This window comes from Chryseobacterium sp. StRB126 (assembly GCF_000829375.1).
Taxonomy (GTDB): Bacteria; Bacteroidota; Bacteroidia; order Flavobacteriales; family Weeksellaceae; genus Chryseobacterium.
In genome coordinates this window covers 4,695,005-4,714,658 of record NZ_AP014624.1, presented here as the reverse complement: position 1 = coordinate 4,714,658, position 19,654 = coordinate 4,695,005, and the positions used below count along the sequence as shown (strand labels likewise).

Here is a 19,654-nt window from a genome sequence, read left to right as displayed (position 1 = left end):
TTATGTTAAATTTTAAAAAATATTAGTCCACTAATTTGGTAGACTAATATTTTTTTATATTTTTGTGACAGATTTAAATGCAGAGCGCAATATGATCTGAGTATTAACCAAAAATGTTTAGCGATGATTACACCTAACCCAAGCCTGCAGGTTTTTCAAAATACACTGAACCTGTCTAAAAAAGAATTATTATTGGAAATAGAGTTGAATGGCAAAATGAAATTTGAGCATTTAATGCATACCATCCATAATCAATTGGGTATTTGTCACAGAGTGTTATCTGCAAACGTTGAATATGTAAACGGAAACAGTTTTGGTTCGGTACAATTATATATTAATGCCAATTCAGATGACTATCATCAGCTTGAGGTTTATCTGAATAAAAATAAACTTTTGAATACAACGGTGGAGTATTTCTGCCGAAAGTATTCTTAGGGGAGATTCATATAGTTTTAATTACTCAAAGTGTCCGGTTCTTTTACTGGGCACTTTTTTATTTTAAAAAGATGTTTTTTCTCTTGCAAATCTCACAGATTCCGCAGATTTTTAAAATATAGAGTAAATATTGACCCCAATCCTGAAAACTTTCTCAATTGGAGGAATGAGGATTCCCCTCCACTGGAAGGGTGGTAAAAATTCTCTGAATTTTTGATGGGGTGGTCATAAAAAGAACCTTTATTATTTTTGTAAACGCAAAGTTTTATGGGCAAGATTTTATATGGTAAGGATGTAAAGAGAGAATCATTTAAAATTGATTTGATGAAGCTTATGTAAAAATGATGGACAATAAAAAAGCGCTCAGATCTCTCTGAACGCTCTATGGTAATAAAAATAAGTTTAGATTCTTTCGATGTCAGCACCAATGGCTTTCAGTCTTCCATCAATATTTTCGTATCCTCTGTCGATTTGTTCGATGTTGTGGATAATCGATTTCCCTTCAGCAGAAAGAGCTGCAATAAGAAGGGCATTTCCGGCTCTGATATCCGGGGAAACCATTGTAGTTCCTCTTAACGGAGATTCCTGATTTAATCCGATTACTGTTGCTCTGTGTGGGTCACATAAAATAATCTGAGCTCCCATATCAATTAATTTATCTACGAAGAATAATCTGGATTCAAACATTTTTTGGTGAACCAGGATACTTCCTTTAGCCTGAGTAGCCACTACTAAGATAATAGATAATAAATCCGGAGTAAATCCAGGCCATGGAGCATCAGAAATGGTAAGGATAGACCCGTCAATAAATTTTTGAATTTTATAATGTTCCTGAGCAGGGATGTAAATATCATCACCACTTTGCTCAAGCTGAATTCCCAGTTTTCTGAAGGTATTAGGAATCACTCCCAATTGGTTCCAGTTTACATTTTTGATGGTAATTTCAGATTTTGTCATGGCAGCAAGCCCAATCCATGATCCGATTTCTACCATATCGGGAAGCATTGTATGTTCCGTACCGTTCAGATGTTCTACCCCTTCAATCGTAAGAAGGTTAGATCCGATACCAGAAATATTAGCTCCCATTCTGTTCAGCATTTTACATAGTTGCTGAAGGTAAGGTTCACAAGCAGCGTTGTAAATTCTGGTTTTCCCTTTTGCAAGAGCTGCAGCCATCACGATATTAGCTGTTCCGGTTACAGAAGCTTCTTCCAATAGAATGAATTTTCCTCTAAGCTCTTTCGCTTTTAAAGAATAGAAGTATTCCTCCTCGTCATAGTGGAATTCAGCACCAAGTTCCACCAATCCCTGGAAGTGGGTGTCCAATCTTCTTCTTCCGATCTTGTCACCACCCGGAGTGGGCATATAAGCTTCACCATAACGAGCCAGCATAGGTCCCATCAACATAATTGATCCACGAAGTTTGGCACCATCCTTTTTAAATTCATTGGATTTTACATAATCGAAGTTTACTTTGTCTGCCTTGAAAGTGTAGTCTCCATGGCCATTCTTAGTAACATTCACTCCGAAATCCCCAAGAATTTCAATCAGCCTGTTTACGTCATGAATGTCCGGGATATTTTTAATTCTTACTTCCTCGTCCGTTAAAAGAACCGCACACAAAATTTGTAGAGCTTCATTTTTGGCTCCTTGTGGAGTTATTTCCCCCTGCAGTCTTTTTCCTCCTCTTATTTGAAATGTTCCACTCATTATTTTCTGTTTTTATGATTGTTGTTATGCCTTCTTTTGTTGGGTTGGTTCTTATTATTATTGTTGTTGTTATTACCGCTATTCCGGTTGTTATTATTATTGTTGTTATTTCGGCTGTTATTACTTGTATAATAAATCTTACTCTTTTCAAGAGATTCAATTCCTGTAAGATCCAACCTGTTTTCAGACAATTCTTTCAAATGTCTGAAAATAACATCATCCGTCACGTGTTCTTTATTGTAAACATTATAGGACTTCTTCATATTGTTGGCAATAACTTCGATAAGGGCTTCTTTTTCGTCACCTGCTTCCAGTTCAATTGCTTTCTCTATTAATTGAAGAATACTTTTTCCGTAAAATTTAAAGTCTCCTTGAAGTTTTGGATATTCCATTCTTTTAGGTTTTTCTGCCAATTGTTCCATGGTTGGAAACGGATAAGGAGAGTCTACATCCAAATCATAGTTTGCCAGAATAAAAAGATGATCCCAAAGTTTATGTTTATAATTTTCTTCGTCGCGAAGTTGTGGGTTTCTCTGACCCATAAAATCGATGATTGCCATAGCCATTTCATTCCTTTCCTCTTTGATAGGAAGTTCTTTGCAGCGCTCAACCAACTGTTGTATAATTCTGCCGTATTCGGGCATATGAAGCTGAGTTTTTTGGGTATTGTATTCCATAGTATGCAAATATATGGATTAAAAGAAAAATTGTTTCGAGAAACTTTAAAATTTATGATTTTTTAATGAAAATTTCTGATGTGATTCTGATATAAATATTATTTATATTCAAAATATTTCTCCTTATTTTGAATTTGTTTTTAATAAAAATGTAAATTAGTTGGTAGTTTAATAATTAGTTATTCCAATGAAAAAAACACATTTTATTCTTTCCCTACTGGCTTTAGCACTTGTTAGCTCATGCCAAAATCATGATGAATTGAGTACGGAATCTGTGAAGAAGGAAGAAGTACACGATAAAATAGTAAATGTAACCCAACATGACGGAAGACCTTTCAGTACAGGAAGTGAATCCGGATCCGTGAAAGGGAAATTTGTTGCAGGCCCAGGTGGTAGTGTTTTGATGCAGGGGTTTTACTGGGATGTTCCTGATGGGGGCAACTGGTGGAATACTGTTAAAGATAAATTAACAGCGTGGTCCAATGCAGGGATTGGTGCTGTATGGCTCCCACCGGCTTCAAAAGCTCAAAATGGAGCATATTCCATGGGATATGACCCTACTGATTATTACGATTTTGGAAATTTTAATCAGAATGGAAGTACAGAAACCAGATTTGGATCAAGAGCAGAGCTGGAAGCATTGATTACAAAAGCCCATGCAGAAAATATGCAGGTCTATGCTGATATTGTTATCAACCATAATAGTGGTGGCCAATCTGAAGCGAATCCATTTACCGGAACAAACACCTGGACCAATTTTTCAGGGGTCGCTTCCGGAAAATTTCAAAGAAACTACAATGACTTTTATAAAAATGCCTACGGAAACAATGATGAGGGTGCCTTTGGTGGATTCCCGGATCTATGTCATGCTAACCCTCATGTACAGGACTGGTTGTGGGAAAGAGACGATTCAGTGGCGAAATATTATAAAAATGTAATGAAATTTGATGGCTGGAGATTCGATTATGTAAAAGGATTTGGACCTTGGGTCGTGAATACCTGGAATTCTAAGGTAGGAGGCTTTTCTGTAGGTGAATTATGGGATTCGAATGTCAATACGCTGGAATGGTGGGCTAATAATGCCAACAGTTCCGTATTTGATTTTGCCGCATATTATAAAATGGATGAAGCTTTTGACAACGGAAACCTGAATGTGTTGAATGATGATATGATGTGGAAAAGAAATCCATACAAAGCAGTCACCTTCGTTGCCAATCATGATACGGATGTTATCTACAACAAAATGCCTGCCTATGCTTATATTTTAACACATGAAGGTTATCCCACTATTTTTTACAGAGACTATGAAGAATGGTTAAACAAAGAAAGGCTCAACAATCTGATCTGGATTCACAATAATAAAGCTACAGGAACCACTTCCATTTTATATACGGATAATGATGAATACATTGCAAGGCGTAACGGGTACAACGGAAATCCGGGGCTGGTAGTGTATATCAATACCTCCTCAAACTGGCAGGAAAGATGGATTGATACCAATTGGACGAGTCAGCAGATCAAAGATTTTACAGGACATTCGAGCTGGTATCCGACGACACAGGGGGATAAGCGGGTGAAAATTCAGTGTCCACCGAATAGTTATTCTGTGTGGTCGCTTAACTTATGAGTAATGTGACAGTTTTGAGCTCCAAAAAATAATGAATAATATAATTTCTCGCAGATTTTGCTGATAGCGCAGATTTTTTATCTATAAGCATAAACATCTGTGCAGATCTGTGAGATCTGTGGGAATTTAAATTACACCTGAATAAACTTTTTTTTCTGATGCTGATCCGGAAGAAAACATTTTTGGTTGGCCAGTTTCATTCTGTTTCTTGAAATAAGATCATAAGCTTTATCACTCAGAAAAGCAGGCATAATTTTACCAATAGCAGAAAGTTTATAAATTCCGCCCAAGATATTGGCAATTTGCAATACTGCTCTTGATTTTATGAAATAATACTGTTTCGGTTTCCAAAGGTATAAAGTATTGAAAACTTTGGTTTCTAAACCTCTTTCCGATAAAAACTGCTGTCCGAATTCAGATTGTAATGAAGCAAACATGAATTGATCTTTTGTATCTCTTTCCAGGATCCATTGAACCCAGAAATTGCAGACCCCACAATCTCCGTCAAAAAATACGATATGTTTGTTTTCCCAGTTTTCCACGTTTTCTATTTATTAAACATGATCCTTCTTTCTGTATCTTCTTTGGCTTGCTTGAAATATTGAACAAGATCTGCACGCTGCTCATCAGTCAGTTTTGCATTCTGATGTCCTACATAATATGATTCAAGCGGCATTTCTTTTTTCTCTATCATCTCCATACATTCTTCCAGTTTACGAAGTTGTCTTTGAGGCTCATATACTGCAAAGGTAGAAAAATTAAGATGCTTTCTGCCTTCATTAATATGATTTTTCACATACCACGAAACGGGTGAAATATTGGTATACCATGGATATTTAGTTTCATTGGAATGACAATCATAGCAAGATGTTCTGATGATCTTTGTTACTTTTTCAGGGGTATTTTTTATTTTCAAAAAATCCATGCCGGGCGTAGGGCGCGGGTTGGTTTTATCAATAGGAAAAAATTGAATGATAATAAAGGCTACAAGGATAATAACTATTACTTTTTTCATATCGAATTCATGTTTGTGAATGATAAAGATAGTTAATTTTTATGATGTGGCTGGAAGCTGGGAGAGGGAAGACGGAGGTGCTTGAAGTTGGAGTAAGAATATTCTTTTTTATAGTGTATAAAAGGCCTTCTATGAACTGATATAGACTTGAAGATGAAGTGGAAATTTCTTTTTTTTATTCATTAAAATAATTGTCCTAGAGGTATTTCTCGTCTATCATAACTTCCAGTCTCCCTCTACCTTCCCTTGAGTTATTCTAAATAGAGTGGAGGGTGCCAAATGGATTTAAAAAATGACTAACTTAATACCACAATAGTGTCTTGAGTTTTGATGCTGTCGGAAATGTTTTGTTATAGTTTTTAACTATCATTGAAATAATTATTAATAGATTGTATTTATTAAATGAACGTTGTAAGTTTGTCATGTTCTTACCACATAGGAATTTCTTAAACTGTAGTAATCAATATAAAAAATAAATAAACGACAATGGAAAAAGATTTGAATGACATCAGTAAATGCCCTTTTCACAACGGAACAATGAACAAGAGCGTAGCAGGTGAAGGTACTCAAAACAAAGATTGGTGGCCGGATCAGTTAAGAGTAGATCTTCTGCGCCAGCATTCATCACTGTCTGACCCAATGGATAAAGACTTCGACTACGCAGAAGCATTTAAAAGCCTTGATCTTGAGGCGGTAAAAAAAGACCTTCATGCTTTAATGACAGATTCACAGGACTGGTGGCCGGCAGATTTTGGTCATTATGGTCCTTTATTCATCCGTATGGCTTGGCACAGTGCCGGAACCTATCGTGTAGGCGATGGTAGAGGTGGAGCAGGAGCAGGACAGCAACGTTTTGCACCCCTGAACAGCTGGCCGGATAATGTAAGCCTTGATAAGGCTAGAAGATTGCTATGGCCTATCAAACAGAAATATGGTAGAAATATATCATGGGCAGACCTTTTAGTCCTTACAGGAAATATAGCCCTTGAATCTATGGGATTCAAAACTTTTGGGTTTGCAGGAGGGCGTGCAGATGTATGGGAACCGGATGCAGATGTATACTGGGGATCAGAAAAAACATGGTTAGGTGGCGATCTGCGTTATGCTCATGGTTCTGAAGGAGTAGTAGAAGGTCATTCTGCAGTTCTTCCTACCGATGAAAAAGCAGATGGAGATATCCACTCAAGAAACCTTGAAAACCCATTGGCTGCGGTACAGATGGGATTAATCTATGTAAACCCTGAAGGACCGGACGGAAATCCAGACCCGATTGCAGCTGCTAAAGATATCAGAGATACTTTCGGACGTATGGCGATGAATGATGAGGAAACGGTTGCTTTGATTGCCGGTGGACATACTTTTGGAAAAACCCATGGTGCAGGACCTGCAGATCATGTGGGTAAAGAACCGGAAGCAGCAGGAATTGAATTACAAGGTTTAGGATGGGCAAGCAGCTATAAATCAGGAAGCGGAAGAGATGCCATTTCCAGCGGACTGGAAGTAACCTGGACAGAAACGCCAACACAATGGAGTAATTATTTCTTTAAAAACCTATTTGAAAATGAATGGGAACTTACAAAAAGCCCTGCCGGAGCTCACCAATGGGTAGCGAAGGATGGAGCGGAGATCATTCCTGATGCATTTGATGCCAATAAAAAGCACAGACCTACTATGTTGACAACGGACCTTTCTTTAAGGCTGGATCCTGTTTACGAAAAAATTTCAAGACACTTCTATGAAAATCCTGATGCGTTTGCAGATGCATTTGCAAACGCATGGTTTAAACTAACCCACAGAGATATGGGACCTCGTGCCCGTTATCTGGGACCGGATGTACCACAGGAAGAATTAATCTGGCAGGATCCTATTCCGGAAGTAAACCACGAATTGGTTAATGATTCTGATGTTGATGCTCTTAAAGCTAAAGTTTTGAACTCGGGATTGAGTATTTCTGAACTGGCTTCCACGGCGTGGGCTTCTGCTTCTACTTTCAGAGGAAGTGATAAGAGAGGAGGAGCGAATGGGGCAAGAATAAGACTAGAGCCTCAAAGAAACTGGGCAGTCAATAATCCGGCTCAATTACAAAAAGTGCTGGGAGTATTGGAAGGCATTCAAAATGAATTCAATGCTCAAAATGGAGGTAAGAAAATATCTTTAGCAGATTTAATTGTTTTAGCAGGAAGTGTAGCTGTAGAAGCTGCCGCGAAAAATGCAGGGCACGATGTGAAAGTTCCTTTTGCACCGGGAAGAATGGATGCTTCTCAAGCGCAAACGGATATAGAATCTATGGGATACCTGGAACCTGCTGCTGATGGATTCCGTAATTACCTGAAAACGAAATTCACAGTTTCTACAGAATCATTATTAATTGATAAAGCGCAATTACTAACACTTACTGCTCCGGAATTAACGGTGTTGGTAGGAGGAATGCGGGCTTTGGATACAAACTTTGATGGTTCTAAACATGGTGTATTTACCAACCGTCCTGGAGTTCTTACCAATGATATCTTTGTCAATCTTCTAGATATGGGAACCCAATGGAAAGCAATGTCAGACGATAAAGAAACGTACATGGGAACAGACCGTAAAACTGGTCAGCCAAAATGGACAGCTACCCGTGCTGATCTTGTCTTCGGATCAAACTCTGAGCTGAGAGCGATTGCTGAAGTTTATGGAAGTGCTGACGCACAGGGTAAATTTATCAATGATTTTGTTAAGGCTTGGACGAAGGTGATGAATCTGGATAGATTTGACTTGGTTTAATCTTTTTTAATTATATAATAAACCGGTTGTCTTGGAAAAGGCCGCCGGTTTTTTGTTTTTAAATAAATTCAAAAATAAAAATAAATACTCGTATTATAGGTTATAGCGAGCTCAAACATTTTAATGATATCTTCTATGTCATCAGGAATTTTCTTTAATTCAATGAAAGAATTAGAAATATAATTTAAATCAGTAATATGTTCGTCTTCGAATTGATCTATATTACTATTGGATATTTTATTGATTAAAGCAAAAACTCCTTCATTTCATAATTTTTCAAATGCTTCATTGGTTAAATTGAGTTCTATAACTTGTTCCGGAGTTGCCAAATCATAATCTAATGCAGTTTCGGCTTCTTTGTCTTTGGGGACAATTATTAATTTTGGCATGTTCAATCTGTAATATAAAATGATTTTGAAATGTTAATATAGGCTTTATTTTATTGAGCTCCTTTTAATTTAATAGTTTCATCTACTAATAGTGGGACTACACTTATTTCTAGAATTATATCTAATATATTCAATTTTATAATAGTTTGTAAATAAACTACATGTTTAGATAAAATCTGGATAGAAGGAATAAATATAGAAAGAGGCTGTCTCAAAAGTGAGGCAGTCTTTTTTTGCAAGCATAAAAAAAGGAAAGCTTTTGCTTTCCTAATATTTGCAAATTGATTAATTTGCTGTGTGTTAAGTAATTCAAAGGTAGTCTTTAAAGATTACAATCCCAAGCAAAATTTTCTATTTCCTCCGAATTTATCGGAGTTAATAGAAGCTAATCATCCTGTACGAATTGTTTCAGAAGTTATAGACGGTCTGGATATCAGTAATTTAATCCGTAATTATAAACCAGGGGGCACATCGGTGTATCACCCGAAAATGCTTTTGAAAGTATTGGTGTATGGCTATTTGTGTAATATTTATTCTAGCAGAAAGCTGGAACAGGCTCTCAAAGAAAATGTTCATTTTATGTGGCTCAGTGCCATGAATCGTCCTGATCATAATACTTTGAACCGTTTTAGAAGTGAAAGATTAAAAGGAGAACTCAAAGAGATCTTCGCACAAATTGTAGTGTATTTAGAGAAAGAAGGGCTGGTAAGCCTTCAGACTATTTTTACCGATGGTACCAAAATAGAAGCCAATGCCAATCGTTATACATTTGTATGGGGAAAGGCGATCAAAAAGAATAAAGAACGTATAGAGTCCCAGCTTGAAGATTTGTGGAATTACACTCAGGAAATAGCTGGGGAAGAAATGAAAGATACTTCTGAGGTAACCTTTAAGTCTATGGATAAAGAAAAAATAAAATCTGCTATAGAAACGATAGACTCTACTTTGAGAAAGAAGAAAATCTGTCCTAAAGTCCGTCAGAAGATTAATTATGCAAAAAAAAACTGGCCGGATAACCTTGAAAAATATGAGAAACAGCAGGAAATTCTCCGGGGCAGGAACAGCTATTCAAAAACAGATTCTGATGCTTCTTTCATGCGTATGAAAGAGGATCATATGGGTAACGGACAGCTTAAAGCCGCTTACAATCTTCAGCTCAGTACCGAGAATCAGTTTATCCTTAACTATACGCTGCATCCTAATCCTGGGGACACTAAAACACTGCTCCCTCATATTGATAATTTTGAACATCTTTATCGTAAAACTCCCAAGGAGATAGTGACTGATGCAGGATATGGATCAGAAGAGAATTATATTTTTCTTCAAAAGAGAAAAGTCAAAGCCTATATCAAGTATAATTACTTTGATAAAGACCAGAAAACTAAAACCATAACTTCTTCACCTTCTAATCCAAAACTTTCAAAGCTCCGGCATAAGGCTCATAAGCTTCTTAATACCAAACGTGGAGTAAAGCTTAGAAAACAAAGATGCCACGATGTAGAACCTGTTTTTGCTCAGATCAAACATAACAAAGGATTTAAAAGATTTATGCTTAGAGGACAAAATAAAGTCGAAATAGAAATCGGCCTGGTTGCTATTGCTCACAATCTAAGAAAATTAGCGCTTGCAGGGTAAAATCTGCTCTTTTTTAAAAAAAATACATCCACAACTCATCAAAAAACTAAATCCTAAATAATTAAAATACAAAACTAAGTCCCTCACAAAAAATTGCAATAAAAAAGAGACTGTCTTTTGAGACAGCCTCTTTTGTTTTATCTAATACAAGCGAAAGGGCTTGAATCAGCATTTTTTGTTAGCGCAAAGGCGGGAGACTTTGCGCAGCTGGGATTTTAAATTTCAATACTTTTACTTGCTTTTTATCATATAATGCACACCAGAACTTATTCTAGTCTCCTAATTCTTATAATAAATTTAATCACGTCATTCTAATTTAACTTTTTTAAATTTTGAAAGAAACAAATTATCATTAGGAAAATAACCAATAATATTGGTTATTAACCATTCATTATTTTCTTTTGTAACTATAAATTCACCCACTATGCCGTACTTATAATTTGCAATATAAACTTTTGTTAAGTTTAATGTGTAATAATTTTCCACGTTGTCAATTTTAAACAGTCGAAATTTATTTTGATCTGAAATTATATCGTTAAAAAATGAAACTTTTAAATGTAATGAATCATTTATAATAAAGGAACCTGGTTCTTTTTTAGAACTAAAATCAAATAAGATATTATTTTTATCATAATAATAAATACTATCCTTAATGTAAATTGGATTTTTAATAGAATAATTATTGGAAAAATATTTGAACTTTCCCGTAATAAAGGTCTGGTTTTCCTCATTATTGGAATTAATTACGAGACTTGTTTTGTCAACGTTAAATTTTTTAGAAAAAGAATTATCTATTATATCGTGTTTTCCTTTACAATTTAAGAAAAATAACCAAAAATTACATAAAATTATTATTTTCACTTTCATAGTTTTTATTTTTTAGGTTTCTCAAGAATCTGTTCCAATTCTTTTAGATTAGTATTTGCTTTTGTTCCCTCATATTTTTTATCTGTTAAAACCTCTTTGTCCTCTGGAGATGCTTCTCTGTTTTCACCATAATAACTTTTATGTCCTGAAGCATTAGACTGTTCTTCATTCTTTTTAATTGCTTCTGTACCATGTGCTACTTCTTCATGATTTATAGTTGCTGCAACATCGAAAGCAGGTGTACTTTTATCTCCATAACTAATGCCTATAAGCTGTATTTTTTTTGTTCCATTTTCTGAAATTTTATCATATTCTTTTGCGCTTACCCCAATCTTATAAGTTTTAGAAATTTCAGAGAAATTTTTCTTACTATCTATTAATGGAGCAATACCTGTGGCATATTTAGTAGAAAAATTAGTATAGAGAACGTTGATTTTATTTTGTGAACTTAATGCCTTTGAAAATTCTTTTCCGCCAGAAGTCTGTCTTTCTGCCTGATAAGCTTTTTGAAATCTTTCATCTTTAAATAAAACATTTTGGAAAAATACTTTTTCAAGACCTTCTAATTCTCTATGTGCAACTACGGCATTTTCCGAGAAATTGTAATGTGATTGATAAGAATATTTTTCAGAAAGAGGATCTATATTAAAGAACCTTCCTACATCAGGCATGTAATTCCGCCACTTAAATGAGTAAAAACCTGTCTCTTGTAATTCTTGTCCTTGGTACTTATACTGATAGGTAGAATTCCCCAATAAAGTATTATACCCCTCATGCTTTAATCCAAATGGATAATAATTATTTTCCTCAATAATTTCTGCTCCTAATCCATTTTTAGAATAGCTCAATCGGGTATTTCCAAGGTGATCTGTATAATTGTAAACATATTTTCCGGTTTCAACATTAAAATAACCTTCTGCTGTTGGGAAGAATTTTAATATTGAATTGGTATACTGAAAGCCATCCAGATAATCGGTTGTTTCTGTTCCGAAAACCTTTCTTACCTTCACTCCATCTGCTCTGTAAAGATAATCGGTTACTTTGGAGTTTTGGGTAATCTTTCCAGGTAAATTTAGATAATTATACTGAATGGAGGAAATTCCTTTATCCAACTGGGTGGTCATATTTCCATTTGCATCGTAGGTAATAGTACTTCCGGTACTTCCTGACGCTAATGGATAGCCACTTAGGGCATTTCCTGTTCCGATTTCTTTAAGATAAGACAACTTATTGCTTTGTTCTCCATTCTCATAATGGTATTCCAAATGATCCATTACTTCTGGTGCTGTATATCCTGGAAGCTGCTTTCCTCTTCTTAAAAGCGTTTTAATATTTCCGTTAAAATCATAGGTAAGCTGTTCATGGTATTCTCCTCTATCCAGATTCATGGCATCCCAGAAGCGACCTTCTTTAAGTCGGTTAAGAGCATCGTATTCATAAGAATAATTTCTCAGTACGGCATCGTTTTGAGTAATCCATGACATCTGGGAAATGTTTCCATTATACCTTGCAGAACCTGAATACTGATTGTTGGGGTTACTATAACGCAGCTCAAAGGCAAACAGTTTATTCTGCAAATTTGAAGGATCATTAAGTTTAGTCATCCAACCTCTTATATTGTAAGCATATTTGACACGCTGCAATGGGCTGCCTGTAGTATTTCCTACGTTTTTAGTCTGCAATTGCCCCAGATCATTATAAAGGTTTTCAGCAAGAAGTTCCTGAGCTCCACCATTTACCTGATTCCAATGTCTTACCAATCTTTCCTGATGATCGTATTCAAAGGTTTCTTTAATGTTGATCTTCGGGTCATTGGCTGTTCTTTTATGCTCAATAAGGGTGTATTCCGGTACTCCTGAAAATTTCAGAGAACTTTCAGTCTTGGTATATCCGCCCAAATGATTTAAAGAATGGATAGCGATTGCTCGCCCTCTCTTATCATAATAAGTGTATACTTTTGTCCAGCTATCATTTTCGATATTTTTAGTATAGCTGGCCGTAGGAAGGCTTTTAGTACTTACATCCGAATTCTGCGCCTGTGGTAATACGTCCTGATTTAAAACCGTAGTCACTGAGGGTGCTTCCTGAGGATAAGTATCATAATAATTAACATTCAGAATGGTTGGTATTTCTCCAATAAAGTAATTATCTGTATAGTATGCAGTGATACCATTTCGGGTAAATCCTGTTGTATTTCTATCTTCAGTAATTACCAGATCCTTGATTTCATTCTGACGACCTGCTCTTTCACCGCCTGTTAAAAATCCTGTATAGGCCACTCTTCCCAACTTATCATACTTGGTAATGATCCATTTATTGGCAGACTTCAGATTCGCATCCTGAGTGAGAATCAGTCTGTCTGATTTATCATATACCATCTTTTCCCAACCTTTACCAGGAAGTTTCTTTTCTACAAGCCTGCTTTTACTATCATATCTGTATTGATAACAAAGATCTTCTTTCATTGTAGCAGAAACGACTGACGCAGTAGAAGCTAAAGGTGGAATAACAAATGCCAATTGATCGTATTCATTATAGACGTAATAAGTATCTGCATTTTCTGAGGAACTGATGACTTTTCTTACCAACAGAGTCTGCCCTTTACCATTTTTAAATTCTATGGTTTTATTATTGTCTTCATCTGTTATCGTGTTTTTATACAACTGTGCTTCTCCATAGGTACCAGATATGCTTAGTTCAGAGGAAGTTGCTCCGTCTGCCCATGTAGTGACAGTAGTATATTTTTTTACTTCACCTTGTACATTGGTTTCATACCCAAAAATAACAGGTTTGTTCTGCCAGTCACTACCAGGATTTTTCTGACTTAAAACTCTATCAAGCGGAGAGTTTTCCAGGGTTTTATGAGTAAAGGGATAGGAATCATTAATGCCATTAGCCTGATAATAGCTATTAGCACTGATTTCTACTCCGGTTTGGATATTGCCGTTCAATGAGGCCATAGGAACCGGGAGCCAGCTATCAACCTGTCTTCCAAATCCGTCATAAGGAATATGGGTTACCAGATCTTTTCCTGTAGAGGTAGATTTTATACTGATTGCCTGTTTAGGCCTTCCCAATCCATCAAAAAACTGAACATTTTGTATTTGTTGAAGAGATCCGTCTGAAACTGCAGTGGGTACTAAATACTGTCTGGTATAAATATAATTTTCGGTACCAGGAATATTATTGGATGAATAATCTACTATGATAGGAGTGTAGGTATCACCATTACCAGAGGTTCCTCCGCCGATGTACGCACGAAAAGTTCCATTAGCAGAATTGAAGTTGAATCCCGGAAGCATGCGTATACTCACGGGATCTGCCACTTCAGTATTAGGAGCGGGAGGAGCAGTTAAGACTATTTGCCCAAAATGATGAAGGCTCCATAACAGTCCAATGCTTATATATGTTTTTTTATACATTATTTTATGTTGGTAGATTAGTTTTGTGAATAGAAATGAGCTGATGCAGATGTTGGACTGACAACATCTGTGGATATATATAATTGAACTGCTAACATTTCTGTAGTTAATATTACTTTTTCCATAATTTGAGTGATCATTGTTTATAGTTATATTTCATTTCCTTCAACACCTTACCGTTAGCATCGACTACTTTTTCTAGTCTATTAGCTGAATCGTAGAGATAGCTTTCTCTGATTCCGGATGGTGGTGTGATACTTCTTACTCCAATTAAAGGATCGTAGGTATAAGTAGAGACCTGATATGCAGCTAAATTATTTCTGAATGCATTCAAAGCAGATAATAATATGGTTTCATCAGCATTAGGAGTCGATAAAGCATCAGCATTGGAAGCATTGACAATCGAATCTATCAACGACTGCTGAATATCTGTTAATTTCGCGCCTTCTATTTTGGCAATAGGCTGGGTTTGGTTATAACCCCAGATGATTACTGTTGAAAGGCCATCTTTGGTAGTGTACTGCTGAAGATTTCCTTTGTCATCATATTGGTTATATGATATTTCTAATGTTGCAAAGTTTACATCAGGAACATTTGGAGTAGAGGGAATTGTCTTATCTTCTGAATAAGATAACCTATCACTTGGTGATATAGCTGAATTATAGCGAATGAGTTCCCTCTTTTTTAGAACTCCATTTTTATAAGCTGTTGTGACTACAGGAATTCCAGTTGCATTTTTAGACAACATATTATATATAAAAGCAAACCCGGGATATTGAGCATAAGGAAAGTATCCAAGTCTTACATCTGTTGCATATTGATAGTCGTTTTCAATATTTTCGTTTGTAGGATAGCTTGTCTTTGTTTTGGTTAAATTTAAATGCTCTTTACCTTCATAAAAATAATCCGTTTTTATAGATATTATATTTCCATTAAGATAGTCACGTGTTGTGGCTGAGTTTAATAAATATGGATATAGATATTCTTTTTGATAATGTACCCAAGGTAATAATTGTTGAACTCTACTAAAAAAACTGTTTTTTAATAATGGATGAGCTTCTAATGTTGTATAGGTATTTTCTTCTTCCTGTATTACATTTCCGTCTTTGAAGATTTGTGTCTTCAATAATTTTCCACGTTGATTATCATTGGAATTGTGTCTAATAAAAAAGTTTTTTGTCAATTTATATGGTTTAACATCATCTAATCCAGATACATTACTATATTCCACCAGTGCATCCGGATTCGTTGAATAATCACTAAAATAATATTTTTTCTGAAATACATTATTTGCTAATTCAGCAACTTCACTATAATTTATTGGTGATGAACTTAGGGAGTTCTCTGAGATATTCTGTGCTGTTTCAGTTAAAACCTGGGTTCTTCCAGCCCCCGCATTCTTATAATCAATATAATCCATATATCTCAGGATTTGAGTCGCAACACCACTTGATTCGGTTGATCCAGAGCCATAATTTCGAATATATTTAAAATCTCTTGCAACCGTATTTACACCATCAAAGTTTATAATTTTACTAATTCTAGCTCCTCCAACTGCTCCAGATTCGCTTTTTATGTATGGTAAAAAGTCTGAAGAAAAATCTCTTTCAAGTTTTTTTGAATAAGTATGAGGTTCATAGATAAAAGTTGAATTTCCTCCAGTTGGATAATTAACAATCTTTAACAAGCCGGTATTTACCAAACTTGAATTAGAATTTCGTGATGTACCTGTTACTTGATAATCCCCTGTATCTGCATTAAATGAATATTTTGGAATCAAATAATTACTATTTTCATCTTGTCCATTCCAGAATCCCCAAAAATCAATTCCTAACGTCGTTGATTTAGGTAAGCTTTCTTTGTTGTAATAATCAAATGTATATTTTGTATTATTGGGAAAGGTAATGGCGGTAAGAAAAAAAGTATCTTTATTTCTGTAATAAGAAAAATCTATTTTTTTGATAAGAACATCCTGATTCTTAATTTCTACACTATTTAATTTAAGAGACTGATAATTATTATCATTCGATGGAAAACGTGTATAATTAAAACCCACAAGTTGCTTTCCATCTAATATTATTTTTGATGGAAATGCCTTCTTGGTAAGTGTATATTGAAAGTATGGAGCCTGATAAGAGAAGCCACTTCCATCACCCCAAACATGATACCCTCCCATACTGGTATCATAATTATAGCTAAAACGTTGATTTCGCTGATTGACATATTTATTAAAGTCAAAGAATTCTTCTACAAAATCAAATGATGACTGTTGAGGAGGTTGGGTTATAGTACAAAAGTTTCCCAGGCCAGGCATTTCCCAATCAGAATCAAATTTCTTATATTTCAGATATTCTATTTCCAATAGATGGTTATTGGGATATTCAACCTTCCTCAAATACCAGCTAGTAATTGAAAATATTCCTTGGCCATTTGGAAGAAATTGTGCTGGATCCTTAGAGTTTCCCATTTGATAGGAGACCTCTAGGTTGTTATGATTACCTCCAAAATAATATTTGATACCTTTTCCATCAGTTATGACGATTTCAGAATCTTGCGGAGCGCACTCATAGTTTTGTTGATTGGCTAAATTAGAAACATCTATCTTTAAATTCATATCTTCTGAAACAGCAATTGGAATTCCATCATTTCCAATATAGAAATATCCTGAAATTCCCATGAAGTTGAAGCTGAACTTATCTGGTCTAAGCTCATATTGGTACCCATTTATTGACACATGATCTTTCCAATAAGAAGTGCTATAAGCACCATTATAGACGTCCAAATTTGATTTAGGACCTAATCGGGTTCCTACAAGAAATCCTTTTGAAGAAAATGTATTTTCTGAGACATCTGAGTCATCAGCAATTCCATTGATGGTTCTCGAAATAACTCCGCCAAAATTTAAAAACCAGTCCTGTCCAACATAATTTGATTTCTTGTTGGGTATGAATCCAGCAGAATTATAATTTAATGACAGTTTAAAATCTCCGATGGAGTTAAATTTTTGCTCAAATAATGGAATACTTAAATCAATTCCTCCAACATTTAAATTAACAGGAACATTCCCATATCTTTCCATTTCATAACTCTGTGGGGACTTAATGTTTAAGCTTTGAGCATTATATAAAGAGAAAAGTAATATAGTGACTGATATTATATTTTTTTTCATTGTACTTATTTTTTAATCAGTTTGGCATTCGCCGTCTTGTTATTATCAGTTTTTATGGTCATTAAATAAGCTCCCTGAATTAAATTCTGGGTATTCATCTTAGTCACCTTGTTTTTCGTTTTAAGGTTCTGAAGCTGCCTTCCGCTCATATCATACAGTATAATATCAGCCTCTTTGAAATCAAAACCAATTTCTACATAAGCATAATCTGATACCGGATTCGGATAGATTTTAATATCATATTTTTCAATCAAATCATTCACCTGTTTGTCACCCAGCTTGACAATCTTCCAGTTCTCTTTTCCTAATTCTTTGGCACTGGTTCCAGCAAGGATAATTGAGCCATCCCTGTTTAGCTTTAGGTCTGAAAGTCTTTCTTCTTTTTGCCTGGATTCTCCTGTTATATGTTTTCTCCATTGCTCATTTCCATTGCCATCCAGATACAACATCCAGAAGGTCTCATCGTCTTTTTCTATTCTTCCTTCGGCCTGAGTGTAACCACCTAATAGAATTCCTTTTGAGGATTTGTCATCTGCGGAATGAATAACGCTCATTCCCATCAGAATATCACGGTTTTTGAAATTGTAGGACTTCTGCCACCGTTCATCGCCTCTTTCGTTAAGAGCAATAATCCAAAGGTCTGTTCCTTCTTCAATACCAACCGTTTTGTTTCCGGATCTCTCGGATCTGGATTCTCCACCAATGATATAGCCATTTGAGGTTAATGCCAGCGTTCTGATATGATCGTCTCCTTTACCTCCAAAGTTCTTTTCCCATTCTACTTTTCCTGTTTTGTCTAATTTGATTATCCAATAGTCGCCTTCACCGAAATTGCTGCTGGCTTTTGGCATTTGGCTAATGGCTGTTGAACTAACAGATCTTTCACTAGAAGACTTCTCTTCTCGGGTTCTAACCTCGGAGCTCCTTGAATAAACTCCCAATAAGGCTCCACCATCTTTTGTTGGAATCATTTTCTCCACTTCATCTAAGCCCTTTCCTCCTAATATCAGTTGAGAGAGTTCCTTTCCGTCTTTATCCAGTCTGGTGATCCAAACATCTTTGGATCCATAACCATTGGAAGAATTTTGTACATTTCCGGCAACAAAAAAGCCCAAGTCTGTACTTTGAATCACTGCTCTGGCTTCCTCATCGGAGGAAGTTCCCAGCGTTTTTTGCCATAATTCATCTCCGAATTCGTTGATTCTGATCAGCCAGATATCAGATCCACCTTTAGAGTCATCTTTTTTATCCAATCCCTTTCCTGAATAAGATGTTCCGGCTACAAGAAAACCTCCGTCCTGGGTGGTTATTGTTGCAGATAAATAATCGTGATTGTTTCCCGAAAAATATTTTTCCCAGGCTTCATTTCCTTGCTGATTGAGTTTTATCAGATGAAAATCGTAGCCATTGTTTTGTTTTTGGCTGTTAGAGGTCTGTGATTGATTGTTAATTTGAATTGAGCTTCCTGTAATAAGATATTGCTGATCGATGGTCGTGGTAATTTGACTTAAAAAATCCTGAGTAGAGGATTTGATGTTTTTTTGCCAAACAACTTCCTGTGCAGATACCCCTAAAACGGTGCAGAAAGCCCATGCACTGAGATAAAGTTTTTTCATTCCCTTTTGTTGATTAATAGTTATTTTAGAATCACGCGAAAATAGGGCTTTTTAACATTTATTAACGCTCATCTTAAGGTGAATTAATATGAGTTTTATCACAATTAAGGAGAATTAAAATTCAATTATTGTAATACAAAAAAGATGACGAATATCAAATTATATTGTGTTAAAATTTTCCAGTTAGTCAGTAAGAGTAGTGGAAGAATTGTAGATTTATATAGAAGATTTATTAATGATCTTGTTGTAGTCTGTACGAAGATGATCTATATATTATAATGATGACTATAATATTACTTTGCTTTTAGTTTCAGCAAGAAGTTAATACA

At 35.5% G+C, this 19,654-nt stretch carries 13 protein-coding genes; 4 read left to right on the top strand and 9 right to left on the bottom strand.

What is annotated here, in order from left to right:
- Positions 1-123: 123 nt before the first annotated feature.
- Positions 124-435 (top strand): NIL domain-containing protein, encoded by a 312-nt coding sequence (locus CHSO_RS21330; protein WP_045500656.1) that lies wholly within the window; start codon positions 124-126, stop codon positions 433-435.
- A 402-nt stretch (positions 436-837) separates the two neighbouring features.
- On the opposite strand, the gene murA is transcribed toward CHSO_RS21330, so the two are convergent.
- Positions 838-2,145 carry a UDP-N-acetylglucosamine 1-carboxyvinyltransferase gene (murA, locus tag CHSO_RS21325; RefSeq protein WP_045500653.1) on the bottom strand — a complete coding sequence of 436 codons (1,308 nt, stop codon included), beginning with the start codon at positions 2,143-2,145 and terminating at the stop codon, positions 838-840.
- Positions 2,145-2,822 (bottom strand): DUF4290 domain-containing protein, encoded by a 678-nt coding sequence (locus tag CHSO_RS21320; protein WP_045500651.1) that lies wholly within the window; start codon positions 2,820-2,822, stop codon positions 2,145-2,147. Before CHSO_RS21320 ends, murA begins: the two co-directional genes overlap by 1 nt.
- A 187-nt stretch (positions 2,823-3,009) precedes the next feature.
- Here CHSO_RS21320 and CHSO_RS21315 point away from each other — a divergent pair, with 187 nt between their 5' ends.
- The gene (locus tag CHSO_RS21315; RefSeq protein ID WP_045500648.1) at positions 3,010-4,449 is read left to right on the top strand and encodes an alpha-amylase; all 1,440 of its coding nucleotides are present in this window, start codon (positions 3,010-3,012) and stop codon (positions 4,447-4,449) included.
- Between the two features lie 131 nt (positions 4,450-4,580).
- Here the strand turns inward: CHSO_RS21315 and CHSO_RS21310 are convergent, their stop codons facing one another.
- Both CHSO_RS21310 and CHSO_RS21305 read right to left on the bottom strand, forming a co-directional pair.
- A complete protein-coding gene (locus CHSO_RS21310; protein ID WP_052480681.1) occupies positions 4,581-4,991 on the bottom strand; it encodes a thiol-disulfide oxidoreductase DCC family protein in 411 nt (136 codons plus the stop codon).
- Between the two features lie 5 nt (positions 4,992-4,996).
- Positions 4,997-5,464 carry a heme-binding domain-containing protein gene (locus CHSO_RS21305; RefSeq protein ID WP_045500642.1) on the bottom strand — a complete coding sequence of 156 codons (468 nt, stop codon included), beginning with the start codon at positions 5,462-5,464 and terminating at the stop codon, positions 4,997-4,999.
- Positions 5,465-5,950: 486 nt separating this feature from the next.
- Between CHSO_RS21305 and katG the strand changes: the two genes are divergently transcribed.
- Positions 5,951-8,227, top strand: coding sequence for a catalase/peroxidase HPI (gene katG, locus CHSO_RS21300; RefSeq protein WP_045500639.1), 2,277 nt, complete (start codon positions 5,951-5,953; stop codon positions 8,225-8,227).
- Between the two features lie 266 nt (positions 8,228-8,493).
- Here katG and CHSO_RS26470 read toward each other — a convergent pair whose 3' ends face one another.
- Positions 8,494-8,616: a hypothetical protein gene (locus tag CHSO_RS26470; RefSeq protein WP_262483761.1), complete on the bottom strand. Its 123-nt coding sequence runs from the start codon at positions 8,614-8,616 to the stop codon at positions 8,494-8,496.
- 297 nt (positions 8,617-8,913) lie between these two features.
- Here CHSO_RS26470 and CHSO_RS21285 point away from each other — a divergent pair, with 297 nt between their 5' ends.
- Positions 8,914-10,251, top strand: a complete 1,338-nt coding sequence (locus CHSO_RS21285; RefSeq protein ID WP_045494754.1) for an IS1182 family transposase — start codon at positions 8,914-8,916, stop codon at positions 10,249-10,251.
- A 306-nt stretch (positions 10,252-10,557) separates the two neighbouring features.
- Here CHSO_RS21285 and CHSO_RS21280 read toward each other — a convergent pair whose 3' ends face one another.
- The 4 genes from CHSO_RS21280 to CHSO_RS21265 all read right to left on the bottom strand — a co-directional run bounded on the left by CHSO_RS21280 (position 10,558) and on the right by CHSO_RS21265 (position 19,325).
- Entirely contained in the window at positions 10,558-11,118 is a 561-nt protein-coding gene (locus tag CHSO_RS21280; RefSeq protein ID WP_045500634.1) for a hypothetical protein, read from the bottom strand.
- 5 nt (positions 11,119-11,123) lie between these two features.
- The gene (locus tag CHSO_RS26365) at positions 11,124-14,540 is read right to left on the bottom strand and encodes a DUF6443 domain-containing protein (RefSeq protein ID WP_052480680.1); all 3,417 of its coding nucleotides are present in this window, start codon (positions 14,538-14,540) and stop codon (positions 11,124-11,126) included.
- Positions 14,541-14,676: 136 nt separating this feature from the next.
- Positions 14,677-17,709, bottom strand: a complete 3,033-nt coding sequence (locus tag CHSO_RS21270; RefSeq protein WP_045500632.1) for an RHS repeat protein — start codon at positions 17,707-17,709, stop codon at positions 14,677-14,679.
- A 5-nt stretch (positions 17,710-17,714) separates the two neighbouring features.
- Entirely contained in the window at positions 17,715-19,325 is a 1,611-nt protein-coding gene (locus tag CHSO_RS21265) for a T9SS type A sorting domain-containing protein (RefSeq protein WP_045500630.1), read from the bottom strand.
- Positions 19,326-19,654 lie beyond the last annotated feature (329 nt).